The organism is Kocuria sp. CPCC 205263 (genome assembly GCF_040981075.1).
Taxonomy (GTDB): domain Bacteria; phylum Actinomycetota; class Actinomycetes; order Actinomycetales; family Micrococcaceae; genus Kocuria; species Kocuria rosea.
In genome coordinates this window covers 200162-224929 of record NZ_JAVKPV010000006.1, presented here as the reverse complement: position 1 = coordinate 224929, position 24768 = coordinate 200162, and the positions used below count along the sequence as shown (strand labels likewise).

The window sequence follows — 24768 nt, the reverse complement described above, 5'->3', positions numbered from 1 at the left end:
GTTCCTCGTTCTCGTCGCTGGTCTCGTGGCTGTTCTCTGCGCGCGGGGCTCAGGCCAGGCCGCGGGCGCGGAGGTACTCGGCGGTGTTCTGGTAGGCGCGGCGGCGCTCGGGGGCCGAGTTCCAGGCGGGGGCCTCGGGCGAGGTGGCCCGGGCGCGCCAGGCGACGACGTCGAGCGAGGTGCTCACGTACTCCTCGCGCGGGTCCAGCGGGTGGGCGGCGTTGGCGAGCAGCAGCACGCACGGCATCTCGGTGACGAGGGTCAGGGACGCGCCCGCCCCGGCGGAGCCCGTGAACACCGGGTGCCCGGAGGGGGCGATCTCGACGCCCTGGAAGAAGGAGACGCAGGGCGGGACGTCCCGCCGGGCGAGCCCGTGCTTGGCGCCCGCGAGGACCAGCAGCTCGCGGCCGGCGGGGCTGGGGCCGTGCGGCTGGCCGTCCCCGTAGCGCTCCTCGTTGCGGGCCCGGGAGCTGGTGCCGTAGAGGGCGTCGTGGCGGCCCGAGCTGTCCTCGACCACCGTGGCCATCGCGCGGCCCTGGTCGGAGAGCAGGACCTGTCCCGCGCCGGAGTAGACCTGCCACTGGATCTTCACGGTGTCGGCCACGTTGAGCCGCTCGAAGGGCTCGAAGGCGTTGTAGAGCAGGACCGAGGCGCAGGCGTCGCCCCGCACGTCGGTGAGCCGCACGGCGGTCCCGCGGTCCAGGACCTTGTGCGTGTAGTTGCCGCCGGCCACGCGCTCGGCCCACACGAGGTCCTGCGGGGCCACCCGGGCCGGGGCCCCGGTGGAGGTGGTGGACGGGACGGTGGGGCGGCACTCGACCGCGGTGCCCTCCTGGGCGCGGGCGTGGGCCCGGGCCCCGGCGGTGGTCCCCGTGGAGGACGTGGTCTGGGTGTCGGTCATGGCCGGCTCCTTCTGCCGAGAGGCTTTTCTGTCGCTTGACAGATATAGAACCAGGGCCGGGTTTCCCCCGGGTTCGGCGCCTGTTTCGGCCGTGTAACCGCCGTCCCGGCACCGGGCCCGGCGGGGATTGGTAGGTTCGGTGGCGTGACGAAGAGCCGAGGACGCCCGCGCAAGAGCACCACCTCCCCCACCGGGCGCGGCGCCGAGCAGGACATCCTCCATGCCGCCGGAGAGCTCTTCGTGCGCCACGGCTTCGGCCGCACGAGCACCCGGGCCGTCGCCGAGGCGGCCGGTCTCCAGCAGGCGAGCGTCTACCACTGGTTCCGCTCCAAGGAGGACGTCCTGCTGCGCCTCGTGCTCGGCACCGTGCTGCCCTCGCGCCGGCTGGCCGAGCGGCTGCTCGCGGCGGACGCCCCCGGGCACGTGACGCTCTGGGCCCTGTGCTTCGCGGACACCCGGCTGCTCCTGGAGGACCCCCAGAACCTCGGGGCCCTCTACTTCGCCCCGGAGCTGCGCACGGAGGGCTTCGAGGAGTTCCACGAGAACCGGGACGCACTGGAGCGGATCTACGGGACGCTGCTGGAACGGACCAGCGGGCACCCCGCCACGGCCTTCGACGCCGCCGTGGTCATGGGGCTCGTGGAGAACGTCATCCTCCAGCGGCAGCGGACGGACCCGCGGCTGCCCGGGGACGCGGCCGCCCGGATCGCGGACGCGGCGCTGCGGCTGGCGGAGGCGCCCGGCCGGGTCACGGAGGAGACCCGGAGCCGGGCCCTGGACCTGCTGGAGCGCCTCGACCGGGCGGACTGACCCCCTTGCCGGCGGAAGGCCGCCCGCCTTCGCAGGGCCGCCGGGGCGGCCGGACCCCGTAGCATGGGGGGATGCTCTCGCGTCACGGATCTCCGGTCCCGACCAGCCCTGCGCCCCGGAGCGGAGGTGAGCGCTGATGTGCGGCATCGCCGGTGAGGTCCGGTTCGACGGCGCCGGCGCGGACCCGGGCACGATCCACCGCATGACGTGCGCCCAGGCCGGCCGCGGCCCGGACGGGCAGGGCGCCTGGGCCCAGGGGCCGGTGGCCATGGGCCACTGCCGGCTGAAGATCGTCGACCTGAGCCCCTCGGGCGGGCAGCCGATGGTCGACTCCCGGCTGGGGCTGTCGATCGTGTTCAACGGGATGATCTACAACTACCGGCAGCTGCGCGAGGAGCTGCGGGGAATGGGCTACGAGTTCTTCTCCACCTCGGACACCGAGGTGGCCCTGAAGGCCTACCACCGCTGGGGCCGGGAGTGCGTCTACCACTTCCACGGCATGTTCGCCTTCGCGATCACCGAGCACACGAGCGGGCGCACCGTCCTGGCCCGCGACCGGCTGGGCATCAAGCCGCTCTACGTCGACCACACGGGGGCGCGGCTGCGGTTCGCGTCCACGGTGCAGGCGCTGCTGGCGGCCGGGGACGTCAACACCTCGATCGACCGCACGGCCCTGTCCTACTACCTCACCTTCCACTCGGTGGTCCCGGCCCCGCGCACGGTCCTCAAGGGCGTGCGGAAGATGCCGCCGGCGACCGTGCGCACGGTCGAGCCCGACGGCTCGGCCTCGGACCACGAGTACTGGAATCCCCAGTTCACCCGCGACGAGGACCGCTCGGGCTGGTCCGAGCAGGACTGGCAGGACGGGCTCGTCGAGAGGCTGCGAACCGCGGTGAAGCGGCGCATGGTGGCGGACGTCCCCGTGGGCGTACTGCTCTCCGGCGGCATCGACTCGAGCCTCGTCGTCGCCCTGCTCGCGGAGAGCGGGCAGGAGGACCTGCAGACGTTCAGCATCGGCTTCGAGTCCCGGGGCGAGGAGTCCGGGGACGAGTTCGAGTTCTCGTCCCTCGTGGCCCGCCGCTTCGGCACCAACCACCACCAGATCGCGATCGACGACGCCCGCCTGGTCCCGGCGATCGACCGGACCGTCGCCGCGATGAGCGAGCCCATGATCAGCCACGACTGCGTGGCCTTCTACCTGCTCAGCGAGGAGGTCTCGAAGCACGTCAAGGTGGTGCAGTCGGGGCAGGGCGCCGACGAGGTGCTCGGCGGCTACCACTGGTACCCGCCGCTGGCCGACGTCGCGCGCGACGACGCCCGGAAGACCTACTCCCAGTCGTTCTTCGACCGGCCGTGGTCCCGGCTCGCGAAGGTCCTCTCCCCCGAGTGGATGGCGACCCACGACGCGCCGACCGCGTTCATCGAGCGCCACTTCGGCCGCCCCGGCGCGGAGACGGCCGTGGACGCCGCCCTGCGCACCGACTCCACGGTGATGCTCGTGGACGACCCCGTGAAGCGCGTGGACAACATGACCATGTCCTGGGGCCTCGAGGCGCGGGTGCCGTTCCTCGACCACGAGCTCGTGGAGTTCGCCGGGCGCATCCCGCCGGAGCTCAAGCTCGCCGACGGCGGCAAGGGCGTGCTCAAGCGCGCGGCGCGCGGCATCGTCCCGGACGAGGTGATCGACCGGAAGAAGGGCTACTTCCCGGTCCCGGCGATCCGCACCCTGGAGGGCGGGACCCTGGACCGCGTCGAGGCCGCCCTGACCGACCCGGCGGCGGTGCGGCGCGGGCTCTACAACTCGGAGGTCGTGGAGACCCTGCTGGCCGACCCGAACCAGCACCACACGCCGCTGCGCTCGAACGTGCTGTGGCAGTTGGGCCTGCTGGAGATGTGGCTGCAGGAGAACGGCATCTCCTGACGGCACGGGACCGGACCGACGACGGCGCGCCCCGTCACCCGCAGCGGGTGACGGGGCGCGCCGTCGTCGCCGGAGACCTCCGCCTCCGCGTCAGTCGCGCCGGCCGGCGCCGACCAGCTCGCGCTCGGCGTCCGGGCCCGGCGCCGCGTCGCCCCAGCCGCTCGGGCCGGCCGCGGCGGCCGGGTCCTCGGGGGCGGGGGTGCGGTCGCGGCGCAGGGAGTCGCCCTCCACGTCCACGTTCGGCAGGATCCGGTCGAGCCAGCGGGGCAGCCACCAGGCCCGGTCGCCGAGCAGGTGCATGACCGCGGGGATCAGCGTCATGCGCACCACGAAGGCGTCGACGAGCACGCCGAAGGCGAGGCCGAAGCCCAGGGGCCGGATCATCGCCATGTGGGAGAACATGAAGCTGGCGAACACCGAGATCATGATGATCGCGGCGGCGGTGACCACGGCCCGCCCGGCCTGGAGCCCCTCCTGCACGGCGGCCCGCGCCGAGCGGCCGTGCACGAACGCCTCCCGCATCCCGGAGACGAGGAACAGCTGGTAGTCCATGGCCAGGCCGAACAGCACGCCCACGAGGATGGTGGGCAGGAAGCTGAGCACCGGACCCGGCGCGTGCACGCCGAGCAGACCGCCCAGCCAGCCCCACTGGTAGATCGCCACCACCGCGCCGAACGCGGCGAAGAGGGAGAGCATGAACCCGGCGGTCGCCACGACCGGCACGAGGATCGAGCGGAAGACGAGCACCAGCAGCACCAGGGACAGCCCGATCACCACGGTGAGGTACAGCGGCAGCGCGTCGGCCAGCAGCTGGGAGACGTCGATGTTGCCGCCGGTCTGGCCAGTGACGCCGATGGTCACCCCGAGCTCGTCCTCCAGGGCGGGGGACAGGGCGCGCAGGTCGTTGACGAGCTGCTCGGTGGACTCGGCGGCCGGGCCGTCCACGGGCACGACCTGGAACGCGGCGGTCCGGTGGTCCTCCGACAGCCCCGCCGGGACCACCGAGACGACGTCGTCCTCCGCCATGAGCTCCTCGCCCACGGCGAGCTGCAGATCGGCGGCCCCGGACCCGTCCGTGCCCTCCGGCAGGTCGGCGACCACGAGCAGCGGGCCGTTGGCGCCGGCGCCGAACTTCTCGTCGAGGACCTGGTAGGTGCGGTACTGGGTGGAGTCCTCGGGCTCGGAGGAGGCGTCCGGCAGGCCCAGGCGCATCGAGGCCGCGGGGAGCGCGACGACGGCGAGCGCGAGCACGCCGGCCACGAGGGTCAGCACCGGGTGGCGGGTGGCCACCCCGGGGCGGGGCTCCCCGAGGTGGGCGGGCCGGCGGGCCGCGCGGGTCCGGGCGCGGGCGGAGAGCAGCCGCTGCCCCACCAGGGACAGCAGCGCCGGGGTGAGGGTCACGGCGACCAGCACGGCCACGGCCACGCAGACCGCCGCCGCGGTGCCCATGACGCCCAGGAACGGGATGCCGGTGACGTTGAGCGCGGCCAGGGCGATGATCACGGTCAGCCCGGCGAAGACCACCGCGTTGCCGGAGGTCCCGGTGGCCAGGCCGATGGACTCGTGCAGCTCCGTGCCGGCCAGCAGCTGCTGGCGGTGCCGGTTGAGGATGAACAGCGAGTAGTCGATGCCCACGGCCAGTCCGAGCATGACGCCCAGCATCGGGGTCACCGACATCATGTCCAGCACCCCGGAGAAGGACAGCACGCCGAGGGCGCCGACGGACACGCCGGTGAGCGCCATCAGGATGGGCAGGCCGGCGGCCACGAGGGTGCCGAGCATGACGAGCAGCACGATCCCGGCGATGACCACGCCGATCACCTCGGCGGGGCCGACGAGCTGGGAGATGTCCTGGGCGATCTCCAGGGAGTAGTCGACCTGCACGTCCTCGATCTCCGTGCCGTCCACGGCGGCCTGGAGGGACTCCTTCTCCTCGGCGGTGACCGCCTGCTGCTCGGCGGTGAAGGTCACCACGGCCATCGCGGTGGTCCCGTCCGCGGAGACCGTGCGGGTCTCCTCGGCCAGGGCCATCATCCGCTCGCCGCGGTCGAGCTCGGGCAGACCGTCCGCGAGCTGCTCCCGGTTGCGCTCGAGCTCCGCGCGGCCGTCGTCGAGGGCCTCCTGGCGGTCGTCGAGCTCGTCGAGGACCTGGTCGGGGGCGTCGGCCCGCTCGGCCTGCTCCCGGGCGGCGTCGAGCTTCTCCTGGTTCTCGTCGAGCGTGTCCTCGGCGGCGTCGAGCTGCGCGCGGCCGTCGGCGGCCTGTTCGCGCCCGTCCGCGAGCTGCTGCTCCTGCGCCTCGCGCTCGTCCTGGGCGGCGAACGGGTCCAGGACGCCGTCGACGCCCGGGGACGTCTCCGCGGCGGCCAGCGCCGCGCCGACCTGCTCGCGCTGGTCCGCGGTGAACGGGTCGCCGTCCTCGGTCTGGAACACGATCCGGCCGGTGCCGTGGCCGGCGTCGGGCAGCTCACTCTGCAGGCGGTCGGCGAGACGCTGGGTCTCGGTGCCGGGAACGGTGATCGCGTTGGTCAGCTGCCCGCCCAAGGCGGCGAAGGCGCCGCCGGCGAGGAGCAGGACCACCGCCCAGGCCGCGACCACGGCCCAGGCGCGGCGGGCGGCGAAGCGCCCGAGTCGGTACAGCAGATGTGCCATGTCTCTTCTCTGTCGGTCGTGTTCTGTCGGTCGTGCTCTGCGGGTCGTGCTCTGGGGGTCGTGCACTGTCGGTTGGGTCAGTCCGCGAAGCCGTGGCGCAGACGGTCCACGGCGGTGCGCAGCAGCCGGCGCCAGGTCTCGCGGCTGTCCGGGGTGTCCACCGCGCCGGTCTCCTCGGCCCACCGCTCGAAGGACACGGCCAGGGCGTGGAGCAGCAGGCTCGCGAGCAGGTCCACGGTGAAGGAGGGCGCGCCGGGGACCCGGTCGGTGATCTCCGCGGCCAGCCGGGCGGTGAGGGTCTGGAACACCTCGTGCGCCCACATCGCGGTGATGGGGCTGTCCCCGCTCGCGCCCATCAGGTGGGCGATGTGGCACATGGCGGGGACGAGCTCGGTCCGCTCGATGACGTCGGCCAGCTGCTCGAGGACGGCGCCGGGGCTGGGGTTCGCTGGCGGCGGGGTGGCCTCCACGACGCGCGCGAAGTTGTCGACGAACACGCCGAGCAGCTCGCTGAAGCGCGCGTAGACGGCGTCGTCCGCGGAGGCGAAGTGGTTGAAGATGGTGCGCCGCGAGACCCCGGCCCGCTCGGCGAGGTCGTTGACGGTGAAGCGTCCCAGTCCGCGCTCCGCGGCCAGGGCCGCGGCGGCGTCGATGATGGCGCGGCGGTTGTGGTACTTCACGGCCTCCCGCCGGTCCTCCGGTGGGTGGTGCCGGGCAGGCTCGGCGGGCAGGTTCGTCACGAGTGCTGACACTAGGTGCAACCATGCACTCCGTGCAACATTGCACTATGTGCAATCTGCCATACCGGACGCGGCCCGCCGGCACGCCGACCGCGGGGAGCGGAGGGGAGTGACGGGTCACGGCCGGGTCACGATCCGCGGCGAGAACCCTGCGGGAGGGCCCTCGGGGGTGGCCGCACGGTGATCCTCCCGCGTACGGTCGTCCCCGTCCTGCCAGAACGGCACCGAGCACAGCACGACGACGAGGAGACCACCATGCACCGCTTCCCCCGGACCGCAGCCTCCGCGGCGGCCGCGCTCCTCCTGGCCGGCACCGCCGCCGGCTGCGCCGAGGAGACCGAGCTGACCCGCGCCGACCAGTCGGGCGTGCCCACCGAGGAGCTCGTGGGCGAGACCATGACGCTCACCGGCGAGGTGCAGGAGGTCCTGGCCCACCAGGTGATCGCCATCGGCGCGGAGGACACGCTCGTGCTCGCCGACCGGCTGCCGGAGGGGCTGTCCGTGGGCGACGAGGTCGAGGCCACCGGCACGGTGGAGGAGCGGGACGTCTTCACGGTCGACGACTACGAGGCCCTGCAGGCGGTCGCCGACGAGGAGACGGCGCAGCTCTACGTCGACCGCGGCGAGGAGCTCATCCTCGTCGACGCGACCGTGACGCGAACGGACTGACCCTCCGCACCCCCCGCCCGGACGGGCGAGCGCCCGCGCCCCGGGCGGGGTCCGCGGCGCCCGTGCCCTACCGTGGGCCCAGGAGCAGACCGGCGCGACCGAGAGGACAGCAGTGGCGAGGAACGACGGCACCCGGCGCGAGCACCGGCGGCCGGTCGACGAGGCCGAGCAGCTGGGCCTCGCGGAGGGGCTCGCGCGCCGGCTCGACCGGCCGATGGGCGTGCTGGGCGTCCTGTTCCTGTTCGTGGTGCTCGGGCAGCTGCTCGCCGAGGACCCCGGGCTCGTGGCCCTCCTCAACGTGGTCGGCTGGCTCTTCTGGGCCGTGTTCGTCGGCGAGTTCCTGCTCCGGGCCTACGTCGCTGGGTTCTCCGCCCGGTTCTGGAAGCGCAACTGGTGGCAGGTGCTGTTCCTGCTGCTGCCCTTCCTGCGCTTCGTCCGCGCGCTGCAGGCCGCCCGGCTGCTCCGGCTCACCCGGCTGACGCGGGCGGGGAGCGTGCTCTCGGCCGGGGTGCGCGGCTCCCGCTCGGCGGGGAAGCTGCTGTCCAGCAGGATCGGCTGGCTCGCGGCGGTCACCGGCGTCGTCGTGCTGGTCTCGAGCCAGCTGCTGTACGTCCTCGGCCACTACGCGGGATACGGCCCGGCGCTGTCCGACGCGGCGATGTCCACCGTCACGGGCCGGGAGCTCGGGGCGCAGGGAGGCTTCCCCCGCGTGCTGGAGGTGGTGCTCGCGCTCTACTCGGTGGCCGTCTTCGCGACCCTGGCCGGCTCGGTGGGGGCGTACTTCCTCCGGGGCGAGACCGCGGCCGAGGCCCCGCACTATGCGGGTCCGGACACCGCCGAGTAGGCTGGGCCGGACCGAACAGATCAGCATGCTGTCCTTCCGCACCGGAGGGGCCGTTCTGAGAAGGAGGATCGATGAAGGCTCTGACATGGCAGGGAAAGCGCTCGGTGAGCGTCGAGGAGGTCCCGGATCCGCGGATCCAGGAGCCCACGGACGCGATCGTGCGGATCACGTCGAGCGGGATCTGCGGGTCCGACCTGCACCTGTACGAGGTGCTGGGCCCGTTCATGGACAAGGGCGACATCATCGGCCACGAGCCGATGGGCATCGTCGAGGAGGTCGGCCCGGCCGTCACCCACATCAAGGCCGGGGACCGCGTGGTCATCCCGTTCAACGTCTCCTGCGGGCACTGCTTCATGTGCAACCAGGGGCTGCAGTCGCAGTGCGAGACCACCCAGGTCCGGGAGTACAACAGCGGCGCGGCGTTCCTCGGCTACTCGCGGCTCTACGGCTCCGTGCCGGGCGGGCAGGCCGAGTACCTGCGGGTGCCGCACGCCGACTACGGGCCCATCAAGGTCCCCGAGACCGGTGAGGACGAGCGCTACCTCTACCTGTCCGACGTGGTGCCCACCGCGTGGCAGGCCGTGAAGTACGCCGCTCCCCCGGAGGGCGGCTCCCTGGCCGTGCTGGGGCTGGGCCCGATCGGCCAGATGTCCGCCCGGATCGGGCGGCACCTGGGCTACCGGGTGCTCGCGGTGGACCCGGTCGCCGAGCGCCGGGCCATGGCCGAGCGCCACGGCATCGAGACGCTGGACTCCGCGGGCGACGTGGCGGAGCGGCTCAAGGACCTCACGGACGGCCGCGGCCCGGACTCCGTGGTGGACGCGGTCGGGATGGAGGCGCACGGCTCCCACGTGGCCGGGGTGGCCCACGCGGCGGTGGGACTGCTGCCGTCCCCGCTGGGCCGCAAGGCGATGGAGACCGTCGGGGTGGACAAGCTCGACGCGCTGTACACCGCCATCGACGCCGTCCGGCGCGGCGGCACGATCTCGCTCAGCGGCGTGTACGGCGGCATGAAGGACCCCATGCCGATGCTCACGCTGTTCGACAAGCAGGTCCAGCTGCGCATGGGCCAGTGCAACGTGAAGTTCTGGATCGACGAGCTCCTGCCGCTCGTGGACGACCCCTCGGACCCGCTGGGCGTCCTCGACCTGGCGACCCACCAGGTGCCGCTGTCGCAGGCGCCGGAGATGTACGAGAAGTTCCAGAAGAAGGAGGACGGCTGCATCAAGGTGGTGCTCAAGCCGTAGTCCCGCCCGCAGCGGTCGTGCCGCCGGCCCCCGTCCCTCGCGAGGGACGGGGGCCGGCGCGCGCCGTCCACGGTGTCCGGTCCGCGGTGCTCAGCCGACCGTGATGCGCACCCGGGCCGGGAGCAGGGCGTCGAGGTCCCCGTCCAGGGCCAGGGCGGGCGTGCTCGAGCCGAGGGCGGCGGCCGGGACGCCGCGCACCGCCATGCGCAGGGCGAGCTCCGTGGTCAGCCACGGGGTGGTGCCGTAGCCGGGATTGCCCTGCGCCTCCAGCACGGCGGGGAAGCTGCTGCCCTCGTGGGTGGTGAACACGCCGCGGGTGGTCCAGGACCAGCCGGTGAGCACGTCGCCCGCCGGACCCGTCCCGACCTGGGGCAGGACCCCTGCCAGGACGTCGGCGAGCCTCGCCCGCACCGGGTGCGGCAGGGCGGCGGCGAGGCCGGCGAGCGCCTGGAAGACGGCCACCGCCACGGCCGCGGCGCAGCGCCCGGCCCCACGGAGCCCTCCCGCCCGGCCGACGTCCATGGCCTCGCGGAAGGCCAGGGGGTGCGCGGCGGCCCCCGGGACGGGGCTGAGGGCCTGGGTGCGGTGCACCACCGGGGGATTGATCGCCGCGAGCGGGCTCATGGCCGCGAGCACCCGGCCGCGGGCGGTCCGGGCGCGCAGACGGAGCGGGCTGGCGGCGCGGACGGCGTCGGGGTCCGCGGCGGTCCCGCTGCCCGGCGCGGGGTCGGGGAGACGGGCGGCGACGTCCGCGGTGCGGGCGGGGTCCGGGTCCCGCAGCACCTCGACGAGGCTCTGCACGGTCCCGCCCGAGACCGACTCCGAGAACCCGGTCCCCGGCGGCGTGCGCACGGAGGTGACGAGGTCCGCGGAGCGCAGCGTCCCGCCGCGCGCGGCGGCGTGCCGGCGGGCGGCGTCGACGAGGACGTCGGCGGGCAGGGCCTCGAAGCCCGCCGTGTGCACGATCGCGACCCCGGCGGCCCGCGCGGCCTCGTGCAGGTCCCGGTCGGTGCGGTGGGCGAGCTGCGACTCGCCCGTCAGGTCCAGGTAGTGGGTGCCCTCCGCGACGCACGCGGCGAGCACCGGGGGCGCCAGCCGCGTGTAGGGCCCGGCGAGGTTGACCAGCACGTCGACCCGCCGGACGAACGCGCGCAGCGAGTCGGGCTCCGCGACGTCGGCGTGCAGGACCTCGGGGACGGGGAGCTCCCGTTCGGCGCACAGCGCTCGCACGCGCTCGGGGTTCCGGGCGCCGACGACGACGTCCACCCCCGCCTCGGGCGCCCGCGCCAGGAGATGGGCCAGTGCCACGCGCCCGGTGATGCCGGTGGCGCCGAGAAGGCCCACGACGGGCCGGGACGTCTGCTCGGGTTCCATCCGGCCACTCTAGGGGAACGGCCCGGGCGCCGGCCGGGAACGGGTGCCCCGGCCGGCGCCCCGTCCCTGGTGGCAGTCAGGTCCAGGACCTACCGTGGCGGTCGAGGACCCGCACCTTCCGACCCGTGCATTCCATCCCGTGCACCCCGACCCGGGAGCCCCGACCCGTGACTCCCGGTCCGTGCCACCCGAGAAAGGCCCCGCCGTGACCGCCTCCCCCGTCAGCACCGGCCGCACCGACCTCCGGCCGACCCGCGCGGACCGCGTCCGCCAGGTGCTGGTCACCGTCAGCGAGATCGCGTGCCTGCTGGGCACGCTCGTCGGCATCGGCGTCTTCGGCACCCGGGTCGAGGAGTCGTCCGGCGGCAGCCTCTCCGCGGACGCCACCCTGCTCGCCCCGGCCGGCACGGCGTTCTCGATCTGGTCGGTGATCTACCTGGGGCTGTTCGCCTACACCGTCTGGCAGTGGCTGCCCTCGCGGACGACGGACCCCCGGGCCCGCGCCACCGGCCGGCTCGCGGCGGCGTCCATGCTCCTCAACGCCGGCTGGCTGCTGGTCACCCAGCAGGGCTGGATCTGGGCCAGCGTCGGGGTGATCGTCGCCCTGGTCCTCGTCCTGGGCCTGCTGGTGGTGCGCCTGACCGAGGTCCCCGGCCGGCGCGGCCCGCTCGACCTGATCGTGGTCGACGGCACCTTCGGGCTGTACCTGGGCTGGGTGTCCGTCGCGACGGCGGCCAACGTGGCGGCCGCCCTCGTGTCCTCGGGCGTGTCGCAGGAGGGCCGGGGCGCCGAGTGGATCGGCGTCGTCGTCGTGCTCGTGCTCGCGGCGGTCGTCGCCGCCATCCAGCGGCGGGTCGGCGGGCGCTGGGCCGTGGCCGCCGCCTCCGCGTGGGGGCTGTCCTGGATCGCGGTCGGCCGGGCCACGGACGAGCCGCGGTCCGTGCTCCTGGCCTGGGGCGCGGCCGCGGCGGCGGTACTGGTGGTGCCGGCCACGGCGTACGTCCGCCGCCGTGCCGGTGCCGGTGCCGGTGCCGGTGCCGGTGCCGGTGCCGGTGAGGAGCATGCCGAGCAGCGCAAGGCGGAGCAGCGCAGGGCAGAGCAGCGCAGGGCCGGTCGGGCCGTGGACGAGCGGCGCTGAGGCCCCTGCTCCCGCCGCCGCGTCCCGGCGCGGCCGGTCAGCCGCGCAGTTGCCGGAGCGCCCGCACGGCCGCGTCCCCGTAGCCGCCGCCGAACCGGACGGCGTGCACCAGCAGCGGCGGCAGCTGGTACCACGGCACCCGCTCCTGCCAGCCGGGCGCGAACGGGTGCTCGGCGTCGTAGGCGGCCAGGCACTCCTCGCCGAAGCCGCCGAACAGCAGCATCATCGCGATGTCGACCTCGCGGTGGCCCCAGTACGCCGACGGGTCGATCAGCCAGTTCCGGCCCCGGACGTCCACGAGCCGGTTCCCGGCCCACAGGTCACCGTGCACCAGGGTGGGGGGCTCCGGCGGTCCCGCGAGCTCCTCGGCCCGCGGGGCGAGCTCCTCGAGCAGGTCCGCGGCGTGCGGGGCGATCCGGCCGGCCCCGAGCGCGTCCCGCAGGAGCGGGCGGATCCGCCGGTCGAGCAGGAACGCGGCCCAGTCCTGGGTCGGGGACAGGTCCACCGCGAAGGACCCGATCCGCCCGGGCAGCTCCGGGTCGAGCCCTCCGAAGGCCTTCCCCCGCACCCGGTGCAGCGCCGCGAGCCCGCGCCCGCACTCCGCCTCGGTCCCGGACGGGCGCCGGCCCGGGGCCTCGTCGATCCACACGAGGACGATGCCGTCGTCCGTCCACCGCACGACCTCCGGCACCCCGAGGAACTCCGGCACGTGCTCCCGCAGGGCGTGCAGTCCCGCGACCTCCGCCGCCATCATCCCGGCGGGCGGGTCCGCCATGGTCTTCGCGAACAGGGGTCCCCGCGCCGTCTCCAGGCGGAAGGCCGCCGCGGTGTCGCCGCCGCCCAGCGGGGTGGCCCGTTCCACCCCGAGGCCGTCGAGGAGGTCGTCGGTGAGGTCGTGCGGCAGATCGGCCGCCCGGTCGAAGGTGCTCATGTCCGTCCGTCCTGGTCGATGCGTCCTGCTCCGTGCCCGTGTTCCGCGGAGGGGCCCGGCCGGCGTCCTGCCGGTGCCTCGTCGCGTCCCGCCTACGCCTGGAGCCGATCCGTGAGGTCCAGGCCGGCCCGTGCCCGCACCACGGCGTCGACGGCGCGGATGAACCCGAGGTGGCTGAACGCCTGGGGGAAGTTCCCGGCGAGCCGCCCGCTGACGGGGTCGAACTCCTCCGCGTACAGGCCGAGGTCGTTGGCGTAGCCCGCGAGCTGCTCCAGGAGCTCACCGGCGTCGTCCACCCGGCCGCTGCGCGCGTACTGCTCCACGAGCCAGAACGAGCAGATGAGGAACGGGTACTCGTCCCCCTCCAGACCGTCCAGGCCGGAGGCGGTCCGGTAGCGGTGCACCAGCCCGTGCGCCCCCCGCAGGTCCCGCTCGATCCGGGCCACGGTGCCGAGCATCCGCGGGTCGTCGTAGGCCACGAAGCCCGTGTGGGGCAGCTGCAGCAGCGAGGCGTCCACCTCGGTGTTGTCGTAGGTCTGCGTGAACGTGTTCAGCTCCGTGTCGAAGCCGTGCTCCAGGATCTCGGCGCACAGCCGGTCCCGCAGTTCACGCCACCGCTCCACCGGCCCGGAGAACCCGTGCTCCTCGACGGCGCGCACGCCCTGGTCGAAGGCCGCCCACATCATGGCGCGCCCGTGCACGAAGAACGCGGCGCGCCCGCGCATCTCCCAGATCCCGTGGCCGGCCCGGTCGAAGTTGCGCTCGCAGAAGCGCAGCAGGTTCTTCTGCAGCCCCCAGGACCACCGGTCCTCCTCCACGCCGGCGTCCCGGAGGGCGGCGAGCGCGAGCATGACCTCCCCGACGACGTCCGACTGGTACTGGCCCACGGCGCCGTTGCCGATCCGCACGGGAGCCGAGCCCTCGTACCCGTCGAGGTGGTCCAGCTCGCTCTCGGGCAGCCGGCGCTCCCCCGCCAGGCCGTACATGATCTGGACCTGGTCGGGATCCCCGGCCACGGCCCGCAGCAGCCAGTTGCGCCAGTGCAGCGCGCCGTCGGTGAAGTCGTGGGCGACGAGCACCTCGATGGTCAGTGCGGCGTCCCGGAGCCACGTGTAGCGGTAGTCCCAGTTGCGGCTGCCCCCGAACTCCTCGGGCAGCGAGGTGGTGGGGGCCGCGACGATCCCGCCGGTCCCGCGGTGGGTGAGGGCCCGCAGCACGAGCAGCGAGCGCAGGACCGCCTGCTCGTGGCGCTTGTGGGTGCCCACGTGGGAGGACCACTCGGTCCAGAAGGACACCGCGCGGTCGAGGGCGCCGGCGGGGTCCACGGGGGTGGGCAGCACGTGGTGGGACTCGTGCCAGGTCAGCACCCAGTCGAAGGACTCCCCCGCCGAGAGCCCGAAGCGCCCGCCGAGCCGGTCGGCGACAACGCCCTCGTCCTCGTCGGGATGCCCCGTCTCGTTCCGGACGGCGTCCTCGAGCGGGTCGACGCGCGGGAAGTCCTCGGGGTGCAGCATCGGTCCGGTCAGGAGCAGGGCGTCCGGGCCGGCGATCGAGAGCTGCCCGCACGTGCCGTTGCCGTCGATGTCGACCCGTCGCGTCCAGGGCAGGGCGCGCCCGTAGTCGAAGCGGATCCGCAGGTCGTGCTCCACCTCGACCGTCCCCGAGACGCACTCGACCCGCCGCACGAGATCGGCGTGGTCCGGGTGGTCGTCCCCGGCGGCCACCGGGGGCAGGAAGTCGGTCACCACGACGGTCCCGGTGGGGGTGCGCCACGTCGTCTCGAGCACGAATGTGCGGGGCAGGTAGCGGCGGGACGTGACCTCGCCGTCGACGGCGGAGAGCTTCCAGCGCCCGTCCTCGGGCGTGCCCAGCAGGGCCCCGAAGACCGACGGCGAGTCGAAGCGGGGGAAGCACAGCCAGTCGACACTGCCGTCCCGGGACACGAGCGGCCCGGTGTGCAGATCGGACAGCAGCGCGTAGTCCTCGAGGGGGGTGGACGGGGGCCGGGTCGCGTCGTCGCTCATCCGCCCATTCAACCAGCCTCGACCGGGTGTGCGGTCGGCACAGCGCCGTCGCCGTGGCCGCGGACCGCCTGGGCCGGCAGGATCGGAGGCGTGCTCCTCGGAGGCCGGGGTACCGTGCTGGCATGACCACCATCAGGACCTTGATCGTTCTCGGCGCCACCGGCGACCTCACGTCCCGTCTGCTCCTGCCGGGGCTGGGCACGCTGCTCAGCTCGCAGCCGGAGCTGCGGATCGACGTCGTCGGATCCTCCCGCGAGCCCGCGGACGGGTGGGAGCAGGTCGTGGCCGAGGCCTTTGACTCCGTCGGCGCGAGCGGGCCCGCCGCCGCACACACCCGGGAGACCGCCCGCTACGTGGCGGGCGACGTCACCGACGCCGGGGACCTCGCGCGGCTGCTCGACGACGTCGAGGGCCCCGTCTGCCTGTACTTCGCCCTTCCTCCCGCGGTCACCGCGCAGGCGTGCGAGGTCATGGCCGGGCTGGACCTGCCGGAGGACCTGGTGCTGGCCCTCGAGAAGCCGATCGGCTCCGACACGGAGACCGCGCGGGAGCTGAACCGGCTCGTGGGCCGGCTCGTCCCCGAGGAGCGGACCTTCCGGGTGGACCACTTCCTGGGCATGCCGGCGGTGCTCAACTTCGTGGGGCTGCGCTTCGCCAACCGGCTGCTGGAACCGCTCATGAGCCGGGACCACGTGGAGTCCGTGGAGATCGTCTTCGACGAGACCCTGGGCCTGGAGGGCCGCGCGGGGTTCTACGAGGCCACGGGGGCGCTGCGGGACATGATCCAGTCCCATCTGCTCCAGGTCATGGCCCTCGTCTTGATGGAACCGCCCTCCTCCTTCGACCAGGTGGAGATCCCCACGCTGGCCAGCCACGTGCTGCGGGCCACGAAGCTCTGGCAGGGCGACGTGGCGGGGGCCGCCACCCGGGGCCGCTACACCGCCGGCAGCGTGGACGGCCGTGACCTGCCCGACTACACGGCCGAGGACGGGGTGGACCCGGAGCGCGGGACGGAGACGTTCGCGCAGGTGGTCCTCGAGGTCGACACGTGGCGCTGGAACGGCGTGCCCGTCACCCTGCGCTCGGGCAAGGCGATCGGCAACCCCCGCCAGGAGATCGCCATCACGTTCCGCCGCCCGCCGCACGACTACGAGCAGCTGCCCCGCTCGGGGGACGTGGCCCCGAACGTCCTGCGCATGGGCCTCGAGGAGGAGCAGCTGAGCCTGGAGCTGAACGTGGGCGGGCCCTTCGACTCCCGCGGGATGACCCGGGTGACGCTCTCGTCCGGGATGGCCCAGCCGGGCCTGACCGCCTACGGCAGCGTGCTACGGGGCATCCTCGAGGGCGACCACACCTTCGGCGTCCGCGGGGACGCGTCGGAGCAGGGATGGCGCATCGTCGACGAGGTGCTCGCCGCCTTCATGGACGGCCGGGTCCCGCTGCTCGAGTACCCGGCCGGCAGCTCCGGCCCCGTCTGAGCGGCGGCGCCGGCCCGACCGTGGCCGGGCGCCGGGGCGTCCGCGGGGACGCCCCGGCCGCCCGGCCCCCTGGCACCCCGGGGACTAGAGGTCGCCGATCGCGGAGCCGAGCAGGCGGACCGGCTCGAAGGCCTCCGCGTTGATGTTCTTGGCCTGCGCCCCGCGGAAGGCGGCCATCCCGCGCACCCGCCCGGGGGTCATGTAGGGCTTGCCGGCCTGGTCCCGGTGGGAGAGCACGGCCTCGACCTTGACGTCGACGTAGCCGTCGATGTCCACGAACACGGACGGGTCGAAGTCGCGGGTCACCGACGGGGACTCGAAGCACAGGATCGAGTGGTGGGCCCGGGCGGCGCGCAGGGTGGCCTGGTGCACCGCGTAGTGGTCCTGGTGCTGGTCGTGGGCCGAGTGGGTGAAGATCACGTCCGGCTCGAACTCCCGGATCGCGGCCTCGATGGCCCGGACCATGTCGTTGGTGACCGTCTCCAGCTTCGTGTCCGGGAAGTCGTGCACCCGCAGCCCCGTCAGCCCCAGGAACGAGGCGCCGCGCTGGGCCTCGGCCGGGCGCAGACCGGCATTGCCGCCGACCTCCCCGGAGCTCATCACCAGGCCGCGGACCTCGTGACCGGTGTCCACCAGCTTGGCCAGGGTCGCCCCGCAGGCGAGCTCGAGGTCGTCCGGGTGCGCCCCCACGGCCAGCACCTTCCGACGCTCGACCACGGTGGTGGCGGGGATCCGCCGCTCGGCGATGGCGAAGCCGAAGACCCCGGTGGCGACCAGGGTGGCCACCGCGATCGCGTCGCAGACCAGGGTCACGGGCATGACCGTGGCGCACCACAGGTTGAGCACCAGCAGCACCGCGTACACGGCGACGATGGCCTGGCGCAGCGACCTGGCCCCCGCGATGAACCGCTTGTGCCGCGTGTAGGCGGCGTTCGACAGGACGTAGACGAGGACGACGGTGCTCAGCAGAGCACCCACGACGGATGGCAACATTTTTCCCCCCAGGAATGATCGGCCCGGCCCGGAAGCTCCTTCGCTCCGGATCGATGACGCCACCGGCCCCCCGACCGGTTCGACGTCCACCCCGCCGCGGTGGTCACCACCGGGTCGGGTATGGATCAGTTTGCATGAGGAAACAGTTTTTTGCATCTGTTAATGGCTGTTCGGACGACCCCACATCCGCCCACATCGACAGGGACGGCCGGGCGCCGGAGCATCGCGGCCGGCCGGCGACGCACCTGGCGAACTTTATAGTCAGCCTGCTTTCGTATCGTCCCGTTTCGTGTGAGACTGGGCGGACACCGCTCGAGGAGTTCACCGTTCCCGGTGACCACCACATGAAAGAGGTACTTCCATGATCAGCACGATCCAGAACCTTGGTGTCCGCAGCGAGCACGCCTACGCGGCGGGATTCGCCTCCATCGGCCTGTCGGTTCTCTCCTGGGCCGTCAGCCTCGGCAAGAGCAAGTCCAAGCCCCAGGCCGACCGCTGGGGCCTGTTCGTGGGCGAGTGGACCCCGACCTTCTTCGCGATCGGCGTGGCGCTCAAGCTCGAGGAGACCTCCTCCAAGAAGTAGGTCCTCCGGACAGCGCGTCCCGGACGCGACGGCGGCCCCCACCCGTGAGGGTGGGGGCCGCCGTCGCGTCCGGGACCGGGTCAGCGCCCGGCGCGGGGCAGGTCCTTCACGGCAGGGCCCTCGAGCAGGGAGCCGTCGGCGGCGAACCGGGAACCGTGCAGGGGACAGTCCCACGAGCGCTCGGCGTCGTTCCAGCGCAGCACGCCGCCGAGGTGCGTGCAGACGCCGGAGATCCTGCATGTGGTGCCGTCGACGGTGGACACGGCCACCGGACGGCCGTGCTCGCGGCCGACGACGCCCTGCCCCTCCGCGGGCGCCCCGGCCGGCAGCTCCTTGAGCTCGGCCTTGAGCCAGTCCTTGGGCGCATTGAGACCCACACCCGCGTTGACACGCAGAGCGGTGAGGATGTCCGACGGCGAGGTCACGCGCCGCCCCAGCGTCTCGGCCCACGGCACGCTGCCGCCGGTGATCTCGGCGTTCAGTGCGATCGCGGCGGCGACGGCGTTGCTCATCCCCCACTTGTTGTATCCGGTGGCGAGGTAGATGTTGCCACCGCCGCGGGGCAGGGCGCCGATGAAGGGGATCAGGTTGACCGACTGGTAGTCCTGCGCCGCCCACGCGTGGGTGCGCTCGGCCCCGGGGAACCAGCGCTGCGTCCAGGACTCGAGGTCGTCCACGGCGGCCTGCGGGGAGGCGGAACGCCCCACCACGTGGTCGTTGCCGCCCACCAGCAGCAGCTCCTCCCCGTCGACCGGCACGGTGCGCAGGGTCCGTGCGGGGCTGTCCGCGGTGATGTACATGCCCTCCGGGACAGACCCCGGCGCCCCGGGGACACGGTAGGTCAGGGCGTAGGAGCGGTTCGGGGAGAGCTTCGCGAAGTACCCGCCGCGGTCCAGGACCGGGGTGCCCGTGGCGAGCACGAGCCGGTCGGCCCGCACCGGTCCGTGCGAGGTCTGCACCGAGAGGGGTGAGCGGACACCGGCCCCGGTGATCCGGACCCCCTCCACGAGCGTGCCGCCGTGCTCCTTCAGCTCGGCGACGAGGGCGCCGAGCACCTCCATCGGGTGGAACTGGACCTGGTCCGGCATCGTGATGGCCCCGGAGACCTTAAAGGGGAGGCCGGTGTCCCGGGTCCAGTTCATGTGCAGTCCGGCGACGCGGGCGGCCTCGAGCTCCTTGCGCAGCGCGGAGGCGCCCTTCGACGTCGTGGCGTAGGTGTACGCGTCGCGGCGCTGGAACGGGACCCCGCGCTCCTCGAGGAACCGGACCAGCCAGTCCATCCCCTCGCGGTTCCCGTCCGCGTAGGCACGCAGCACCTCGTCCGACTGGTGCCGGTGGATCTGGGAGAGCGTGGTGCCCTGCAGCAGGGACAGCTTCGCCGTCGTGTTGCCCGTGGTGACGGCCCCGACGGAACGCGCCTCGAGCACGGCGACCCGCTGACCCGCACGCGCCAGCAGCACCGCGGTGGTCAGCCCGGTCAGCCCGGCACCTGCGATCACCGTGTCGTAGTGCGCGCCGGGGACGAACCGGTCCGTCGCGGTGGACGGCACCTCGTACGTGTCGAGCCAAACGGATCTCATGGAGGAACTCCCTCGTGGTCGCTGCTGCCGGAGTGGTCGTTGCGGTCGCACCCTGGTGCCATCCTGTCGGCCACCAGGTGTGAAGTCCACTGTCCGATCCCGGGGAGGATGCGGCGAACCGGCTGTCGGAGGCGGTTCCTAGACTCGTCCTCATGCCCCCGGAACCGTCCATGGTCGACATCACCCGCATCTACTACGAGCCGGCCGCCGCCGAGCTGCCCCGGGGACGGCAGGTCCTCGAACGCTGGCCGGACGCCACCCTGGTGGAGGTCCCGAGCCACTGGCAGATCCCGGAGCTGCACGGGGACGAGACCAACGCGCGGCGGTGGGTGCGGATCAAGCGCGAGGCCCTGGTGCTGGGGGTCAAGAAGTCGCTGGCGGCGCGGCCCAACGGCCGGTCGGCGGACTTCATCGCGCCGTCCACGGCCAACGGGTGCGCCATGGCGTGCGCCTACTGCTATGTGCCCCGCCGGAAGGGCTACAGCAATCCGGTGACGATCTTCGCCAACATCGAGCAGATCACCGGCTACCTGGACCGGCACATCGGCCGGCAGGGCACCAAGCCCGAGCCCAACCAGTGCGACCCGGACGCGTGGGTCTACGACCTCGGGGAGAACAGCGACTGCTCGGTGGACGCGCTGCTCAGCGACAACGTACAGGACCTCGTGGACCTGTTCCGCCGCCACCCCACGGCCAAGGCGTCCTTCGCCACGAAGTACGTCAACCGGGAGCTGCTGGACTGGGACCCGCAGGGACGGACCCGGGTGCGGTTCTCGCTGATGCCGGCGCACCTGGCCAAGCTGACGGACATCCGGACCACGCCGGTGCCCGAGCGGATCGCCGCCATCGACGACTTCGTGGCGGCCGGGTACGAGGTGCACGTGAACTTCTCGCCGGTGATCGTCACGGACACGTGGCTGGAGGACTGGGCCGAGCTCTTCGAGCAGCTCGACGACGGCCTGAGCGCGGCGGCCAAGGACCAGCTGGCCTCGGAGGTCATCTTCCTGACCCACAACGCCCAGCTCCACGAGGTCAACACGCAGTGGCACCCCAAGGCCGAGGAGGTGCTGTGGCGCCCGGATCTCCAGGAGACCAAGCGCTCCCAGAACGGGGCCCTCAACGTGCGGTACCGGTTCCGGGACAAGCAGCGGTACCTGGAGCAGTTCCTGGACCTGCTCCACGAAAAGCTGCCGTACTGCGACGTCCGCTACGCGTTCTGAGCCCGGGTCCTGCCGCCCCGTCCCGAGCTCGCGTTCAGGACCGGAGCCCCCGGCTCACGCCACCCGGGGATCGTAGCCGTCCGACGGCCGGGAGACGGTGGTCAGCAGGAACACCGAGTCCTCCAGCGCCTCCACCGAGTGGCGGGAGTCGGTGAGGGACAGCAGCTCCCCGGCCGTGAGCTCCTCGGCCAGCTGACCGCGCTTGAGCACCCGGACCCGGCCGAGCAGCAGCTGCAGCGTGGCGGCGGGCGGGGAGACGTGCTCGGCGAGCTCCTTGCCGGCGCACAGCGCCATCATCGTCTGCCGCAGCACGCCGTCGTGCACCACCAGCTCCGCGCTGCGCCCGGCGCCGGAGGCACGCGCCTTCACGAGGTTGGCGGTGGCGAGGTCGTCGAGGCGGGTCATGGGTCCTCCTGGTGGCGCGTCAGCGGGGGGTCTCAGAGCAGCGCGCCTTCGAGGCGCAGCAGGTACTCCTTGCGTTCCATGCCGCCGGCGTAGCCGGTCAGCCGCCCGCCGGCGCCGATGATCCGGTGGCACGGGACCAGCAGGCTGACGGGGTTGCGGCCGTTGGCCGCCCCGACCGCCTGGGCGGCCCGGGGTGCCCCGACGGCCCGGGCCACCTGCCCGTAGGTGCCGGTCGTGCCGTACGGGATCTGCGCGAGGGCGTTCCACACGCGCACCTGGAACGGCGTCCCGTGGAGGACGACGTCGGCGTCGAACTCCTGCAGCCGTCCCGCGAAGTACTCGCCGAGCTGCTCACGGACGTGCGGGAAGAGGCTGTCGTCGCGCGCCCCGAAGGAGGTGGGGACCGGCCCCTGGCGTGCACCCTCGACGGAGAGCGCCACGAGCGCCCCCGCCTCCTCCACGAGAGCCAGCGGGCCGATGGGCGACTCCACCACGGTGTGACGCCGGACGGTCGCGGTGGTGGGCGCCGGGCTCAGTCTCAGTGCCATGGGCCGATTCTACGCCCGGCCCAGCGGCCCTCGCGGGGCGCGGGCCAGGGTGTAGGACGGTTCCCGCAGCCGGTAGGTCCACCCGTAGTTCTCGGCGCCCGTGGGGACGTTGAGCAGGGGGTCGAACCGTTCGTCGTCCCCGAACGGCGCGCCGGGACCGAGCTCGACCGTCCCGAAGCGCTGCCACGGCCCGAGCGGTGTGGCCCAGTGCAGACCGAGAACCCAGGGCTCGGCGGCGACCGACGCCCGGAAGAGGTCGGGGCGAGCCGGCAGGCGCTCCGTGCGCGGCTCGGGGTGGGCGGCGACCAGCACCGGGCCGCCGAGACCCCGGTAGGGCATGAAGGAGGCGAATGCGCTGTCCGGCACGTGCCGGTGGAAGGTCGGGACGAAGCGGGAGAACCGCCCGCTGCCGGCGGTCGCCAGGAGGATGTCGGCCCGGCCGTCGCTGCGGCCCTCCATCTGCCCGGAGGGCGGGACGGGGCAGCGCAGGGCGAGCCCCAGGATGTCGGGCCACCCCTGCGGGAAGCCGAAGGAGCGGGAGAAGCGAGCCCGCACGGGGTCCTCACCGGCGTCATCGATCCAGTGGATGCCGCTGGTGCTGCCCCCCGTCCGGGTCAGGACGCCTTCGAGCCCGACGCCCTCCGAGTGGATGGGCCGCTGGGGCCGGAACTGCTTGAGCAGGATGAACGGCGCGCGGGCGGCGGACCCGAGGAGGGCGCTGATGGGTGGGAACGTCATGACCCCCACGCTACCCGGGGGCGCGCGCCCTGTTCAGCGGAGTCGGACGCGGATCGGCCCGCGGGCTGTCCGGCCGTCGACCACGCGGCCCTGCTGGGTGATGTCCACGAGCCCGGCGTCGGCCATCCGGTACGCCTCCTGACGCACATTTTCCATCAGGTCCCGCCAGCCCTCGGCGGCCAGAGCGCGGGCGACCTCGGAAGGACACACGGTCTTCCCGGCCCCGCGGCGGCGGACCAGGTCGAGCAGCACCGAGCGCACCTCGGTGGGCGACGGTGTGGTCACGGGCAGGTCCTCCGTCTCACCGGGGTCTATGGTCCGGGGTCCGCCTCCAGGATGTCAGAACGGCGGCGGGTCGTGGGCCGGGCCAGGCCGAGAAGCGGAGCGCGGGGCACAGGGTGGAGTGGGGACGGCGAGGAAGTACGGTGCGCGCTCCGGGACCGGATGGTGGTGCTCCTGCGGATAGGTCCGGTGGATCTGCCCTGCAGGCGAGGTCCACTCCAGCACCCCGTGGTCGTGCAGTTCAGGGGCCAGACGCTCGGGGGCCACGTGCTCCACCCGCCACCGGCCCAGCGGACCGTCCCGGTGCTTGAGCAGGTGGTGGTGCCGGCACAGGTGTGCGAGTTTGTCCGCCGAGGTCCGGCCGCCGTCCGCCCAGGCGACGGTGTGGTCGAGGTCGCACCGCGACGCCCGGCGTCGACAGCCCGGGAAGCGGCACGTGCCGTCCCTGGCTCGCAGCCGGTGCTTGAGATCGGCGGGCACGGCATAGGTGCTGCGGTCCCGGTCCAGGACGGTCCCCGTGACGGGATGGGTGAGGATCCGTGACCAGGAGGGCGCGCGCGCAGCGATCCGCTCCGCCAGACGGACCGGGATGGGCCCGTAGCCCTCCAACTCCGCACAGCGGGAAGTGGGCGGCAGGCCCTCGATGGAGCCGGTGGGCAACGTCCCGGCCTTCTCGAGGAGCGCGAGAACGGGCACGGTGACCGTGACGTGCCCACGGATGCCGCGAAGACGGTCGGGCATGCCGGCGGGCTCGCCGTCGAGCAGGAGATCCGCCAGCACGTCGGCGCGCAGCTGGGGCACCGTGCGACGCTCCGGAGCCCCGGCGGCGGGATCCGACGGTCCGCTGTCCGGGGCGCCCGCGGCGGACGACGCGGGCGATGCCGTGGCCACGACCTGCGCGGGGAGGACCTCGGGCGGGACCGCGGGGACCGCCCGGTCGACCAGCGTGTCGAGGCGGTCCTGGATGGCGTGCGCGGTGGCCGCGTCCAGGAGAGCGCACAGCTGTGCCATGCCGTCCTCCCGGGGTTCGACCCACACGCGCCGGTCCCGCAGCAGACCTGCGCGGCGTCGGCGGACGAGGGCGCGCAGCTGGGCCACGGTGCTGCCGGGGGCCCGGAGGAGCAGCTCGTCGACGAGCCGCTGGACGGCCTGGACCGGCGCCCGCCGCTCCGGCGGGAGACCGGCGGCGTCCCACACCAGCTCGCGCCACAGCTCGACGAGCACTCCCGCCTGCCGGAAGCCCACCTGGCCCTGCTCGAGCGCCTCGAGGACCTCGGGCAGGGACTCCGCGAGCAGCACGGCGTCCTCGACACGGCGCAGCGCGGTGCCCGCGGGGAGCCGGAGGGCCGGACCGATCTCATCGGCCACGTCCCGCACCGTCTGCTCAGCGGGCTCGAGGGAGTGCGGGCCCAGCCGGTCCGCCTCGGGGCGCATCCAGAGCGCTTCCACCATCCAGCGCTGCTCCCGCGCCTCCTCCTGCAGCTGCCAGAGCCGGTGGAGCAGCCGGTACTGGCGCCCCGCGGCCCGGGCCTCCGCGCGGGACTCCTCGACCAGCGCCCGCACGCCGGCGGAGAACTCCTCGCCGATCTCGGCCAGGTCCTTCTCCTCCCGGAGGGCGTCCTCCAGGCTTCGCGGCGGAACGGCGGTGGCGGCCATGGTTCATGGTCCCAACCGGTTCCGACACCCTAAGACG

22 protein-coding genes are annotated in these 24768 nt (G+C 73.5%); 9 read left to right on the top strand and 13 right to left on the bottom strand.

The genetic code is table 11. From position 1 onward, the window contains the following. Positions 1-49 precede the first annotated feature (49 nt). The gene (locus RF647_RS11730) at positions 50-901 is read right to left on the bottom strand and encodes an urea amidolyase associated protein UAAP1 (protein WP_368811841.1); all 852 of its coding nucleotides are present in this window, start codon (positions 899-901) and stop codon (positions 50-52) included. Positions 902-1045: 144 nt separating this feature from the next. Here RF647_RS11730 and RF647_RS11725 point away from each other — a divergent pair, with 144 nt between their 5' ends. Both RF647_RS11725 and RF647_RS11720 read left to right on the top strand, forming a co-directional pair. Next, positions 1046-1711 (top strand): TetR/AcrR family transcriptional regulator, encoded by a 666-nt coding sequence (locus tag RF647_RS11725; RefSeq protein WP_368811840.1) that lies wholly within the window; start codon positions 1046-1048, stop codon positions 1709-1711. Between the two features lie 136 nt (positions 1712-1847). After that, positions 1848-3632 carry an N-acetylglutaminylglutamine amidotransferase gene (locus RF647_RS11720; RefSeq protein ID WP_368811839.1) on the top strand — a complete coding sequence of 595 codons (1785 nt, stop codon included), beginning with the start codon at positions 1848-1850 and terminating at the stop codon, positions 3630-3632. A gap of 90 nt (positions 3633-3722) precedes the next feature. Here RF647_RS11720 and RF647_RS11715 read toward each other — a convergent pair whose 3' ends face one another. After that, positions 3723-6281: an MMPL family transporter gene (locus RF647_RS11715; protein ID WP_368811838.1), complete on the bottom strand. Its 2559-nt coding sequence runs from the start codon at positions 6279-6281 to the stop codon at positions 3723-3725. Between the two features lie 77 nt (positions 6282-6358). Next, positions 6359-7021 carry a TetR/AcrR family transcriptional regulator gene (locus RF647_RS11710; protein WP_368811837.1) on the bottom strand — a complete coding sequence of 221 codons (663 nt, stop codon included), beginning with the start codon at positions 7019-7021 and terminating at the stop codon, positions 6359-6361. A 255-nt stretch (positions 7022-7276) separates the two neighbouring features. Between RF647_RS11710 and RF647_RS11705 the strand changes: the two genes are divergently transcribed. The 3 genes from RF647_RS11705 (at position 7277) to RF647_RS11695 (ending at position 9781) form a co-directional block, all read left to right on the top strand. Next, positions 7277-7690 carry a hypothetical protein gene (locus tag RF647_RS11705; RefSeq protein WP_368811836.1) on the top strand — a complete coding sequence of 138 codons (414 nt, stop codon included), beginning with the start codon at positions 7277-7279 and terminating at the stop codon, positions 7688-7690. A 112-nt stretch (positions 7691-7802) separates the two neighbouring features. Further along, a complete protein-coding gene (locus RF647_RS11700) occupies positions 7803-8534 on the top strand; it encodes a hypothetical protein (protein WP_368811835.1) in 732 nt (243 codons plus the stop codon). Between the two features lie 71 nt (positions 8535-8605). Continuing rightward, a complete protein-coding gene (locus RF647_RS11695; protein WP_368811834.1) occupies positions 8606-9781 on the top strand; it encodes a zinc-dependent alcohol dehydrogenase in 1176 nt (391 codons plus the stop codon). Between the two features lie 90 nt (positions 9782-9871). Here RF647_RS11695 and RF647_RS11690 read toward each other — a convergent pair whose 3' ends face one another. Beyond that, positions 9872-11155, bottom strand: a complete 1284-nt coding sequence (locus RF647_RS11690; RefSeq protein ID WP_368811833.1) for a saccharopine dehydrogenase NADP-binding domain-containing protein — start codon at positions 11153-11155, stop codon at positions 9872-9874. A 205-nt stretch (positions 11156-11360) separates the two neighbouring features. On the opposite strand from RF647_RS11690, the gene RF647_RS11685 reads away from it, so the two are divergent. Beyond that, on the top strand, positions 11361-12293 hold the full coding sequence (locus tag RF647_RS11685) for a tryptophan-rich sensory protein (protein ID WP_368811832.1): 933 nt from the start codon (positions 11361-11363) through the stop codon (positions 12291-12293). A 37-nt stretch (positions 12294-12330) separates the two neighbouring features. Here the strand turns inward: RF647_RS11685 and RF647_RS11680 are convergent, their stop codons facing one another. After that, a complete protein-coding gene (locus RF647_RS11680; RefSeq protein WP_368811831.1) occupies positions 12331-13224 on the bottom strand; it encodes a fructosamine kinase family protein in 894 nt (297 codons plus the stop codon). A 92-nt stretch (positions 13225-13316) separates the two neighbouring features. Then, positions 13317-15248 (bottom strand): glycoside hydrolase family 15 protein, encoded by a 1932-nt coding sequence (locus RF647_RS11675; protein ID WP_368811830.1) that lies wholly within the window; start codon positions 15246-15248, stop codon positions 13317-13319. A 122-nt stretch (positions 15249-15370) separates the two neighbouring features. Between RF647_RS11675 and RF647_RS11670 the strand changes: the two genes are divergently transcribed. Next, entirely contained in the window at positions 15371-16726 is a 1356-nt protein-coding gene (locus RF647_RS11670) for a glucose-6-phosphate dehydrogenase (RefSeq protein WP_368811829.1), read from the top strand. Positions 16727-16810: 84 nt separating this feature from the next. Here RF647_RS11670 and RF647_RS11665 read toward each other — a convergent pair whose 3' ends face one another. Next, positions 16811-17704, bottom strand: a complete 894-nt coding sequence (locus tag RF647_RS11665; RefSeq protein WP_368811828.1) for a PIG-L deacetylase family protein — start codon at positions 17702-17704, stop codon at positions 16811-16813. A gap of 376 nt (positions 17705-18080) precedes the next feature. Here RF647_RS11665 and RF647_RS11660 point away from each other — a divergent pair, with 376 nt between their 5' ends. Continuing rightward, positions 18081-18302: a hypothetical protein gene (locus RF647_RS11660; protein ID WP_284563031.1), complete on the top strand. Its 222-nt coding sequence runs from the start codon at positions 18081-18083 to the stop codon at positions 18300-18302. Between the two features lie 80 nt (positions 18303-18382). Here RF647_RS11660 and RF647_RS11655 read toward each other — a convergent pair whose 3' ends face one another. Next, positions 18383-19882, bottom strand: coding sequence for an FAD-dependent oxidoreductase (locus tag RF647_RS11655; RefSeq protein WP_368811827.1), 1500 nt, complete (start codon positions 19880-19882; stop codon positions 18383-18385). Between the two features lie 152 nt (positions 19883-20034). On the opposite strand from RF647_RS11655, the gene RF647_RS11650 reads away from it, so the two are divergent. Beyond that, positions 20035-21102 carry a spore photoproduct lyase family protein gene (locus RF647_RS11650; protein ID WP_368811826.1) on the top strand — a complete coding sequence of 356 codons (1068 nt, stop codon included), beginning with the start codon at positions 20035-20037 and terminating at the stop codon, positions 21100-21102. A 54-nt stretch (positions 21103-21156) separates the two neighbouring features. Here RF647_RS11650 and RF647_RS11645 read toward each other — a convergent pair whose 3' ends face one another. The 5 genes from RF647_RS11645 to RF647_RS11625 are packed head-to-tail and all read right to left on the bottom strand — an operon-like array spanning position 21157 to position 24731. Continuing rightward, positions 21157-21507, bottom strand: coding sequence for a cupin (locus RF647_RS11645; RefSeq protein ID WP_368811825.1), 351 nt, complete (start codon positions 21505-21507; stop codon positions 21157-21159). 32 nt (positions 21508-21539) lie between these two features. Beyond that, entirely contained in the window at positions 21540-22055 is a 516-nt protein-coding gene (locus tag RF647_RS11640) for a methylated-DNA--[protein]-cysteine S-methyltransferase (RefSeq protein ID WP_368811824.1), read from the bottom strand. Positions 22056-22064: 9 nt separating this feature from the next. Beyond that, complete coding sequence (locus RF647_RS11635; protein WP_368811823.1) at positions 22065-22793, bottom strand: hypothetical protein; 729 nt, start codon at positions 22791-22793, stop codon at positions 22065-22067. Between the two features lie 33 nt (positions 22794-22826). Next, positions 22827-23078, bottom strand: a complete 252-nt coding sequence (locus tag RF647_RS11630) for a DUF3253 domain-containing protein (protein WP_368811822.1) — start codon at positions 23076-23078, stop codon at positions 22827-22829. 54 nt (positions 23079-23132) lie between these two features. Continuing rightward, a complete protein-coding gene (locus RF647_RS11625) occupies positions 23133-24731 on the bottom strand; it encodes a DUF222 domain-containing protein (RefSeq protein WP_368811821.1) in 1599 nt (532 codons plus the stop codon). Between the last annotated feature and the right edge of the window lie 37 nt (positions 24732-24768).

What these genes read in the sequence shown, in the direction of transcription:
- RF647_RS11730 (WP_368811841.1), bottom strand. Translation starts at nt 901, where the DNA reads ATGACCGACACCCAGACCACGTCCTCCACGGGGACCACCGCCGGGGCC.
- RF647_RS11720 (WP_368811839.1), top strand. Translation starts at nt 1,848, where the DNA reads ATGTGCGGCATCGCCGGTGAGGTCCGGTTCGACGGCGCCGGCGCGGAC.
- RF647_RS11715 (WP_368811838.1), bottom strand. Translation starts at nt 6,281, where the DNA reads ATGGCACATCTGCTGTACCGACTCGGGCGCTTCGCCGCCCGCCGCGCC.
- RF647_RS11705 (WP_368811836.1), top strand. Translation starts at nt 7,277, where the DNA reads ATGCACCGCTTCCCCCGGACCGCAGCCTCCGCGGCGGCCGCGCTCCTC.
- RF647_RS11695 (WP_368811834.1), top strand. Translation starts at nt 8,606, where the DNA reads ATGAAGGCTCTGACATGGCAGGGAAAGCGCTCGGTGAGCGTCGAGGAG.
- RF647_RS11690 (WP_368811833.1), bottom strand. Translation starts at nt 11,155, where the DNA reads ATGGAACCCGAGCAGACGTCCCGGCCCGTCGTGGGCCTTCTCGGCGCC.
- RF647_RS11680 (WP_368811831.1), bottom strand. Translation starts at nt 13,224, where the DNA reads ATGAGCACCTTCGACCGGGCGGCCGATCTGCCGCACGACCTCACCGAC.
- RF647_RS11675 (WP_368811830.1), bottom strand. Translation starts at nt 15,248, where the DNA reads ATGAGCGACGACGCGACCCGGCCCCCGTCCACCCCCCTCGAGGACTAC.
- RF647_RS11670 (WP_368811829.1), top strand. Translation starts at nt 15,371, where the DNA reads ATGACCACCATCAGGACCTTGATCGTTCTCGGCGCCACCGGCGACCTC.
- RF647_RS11660 (WP_284563031.1), top strand. Translation starts at nt 18,081, where the DNA reads ATGATCAGCACGATCCAGAACCTTGGTGTCCGCAGCGAGCACGCCTAC.
- RF647_RS11655 (WP_368811827.1), bottom strand. Translation starts at nt 19,882, where the DNA reads ATGAGATCCGTTTGGCTCGACACGTACGAGGTGCCGTCCACCGCGACG.
- RF647_RS11650 (WP_368811826.1), top strand. Translation starts at nt 20,035, where the DNA reads ATGCCCCCGGAACCGTCCATGGTCGACATCACCCGCATCTACTACGAG.
- RF647_RS11645 (WP_368811825.1), bottom strand. Translation starts at nt 21,507, where the DNA reads ATGACCCGCCTCGACGACCTCGCCACCGCCAACCTCGTGAAGGCGCGT.
- RF647_RS11640 (WP_368811824.1), bottom strand. Translation starts at nt 22,055, where the DNA reads ATGGCACTGAGACTGAGCCCGGCGCCCACCACCGCGACCGTCCGGCGT.
- RF647_RS11635 (WP_368811823.1), bottom strand. Translation starts at nt 22,793, where the DNA reads ATGACGTTCCCACCCATCAGCGCCCTCCTCGGGTCCGCCGCCCGCGCG.
- RF647_RS11625 (WP_368811821.1), bottom strand. Translation starts at nt 24,731, where the DNA reads ATGGCCGCCACCGCCGTTCCGCCGCGAAGCCTGGAGGACGCCCTCCGG.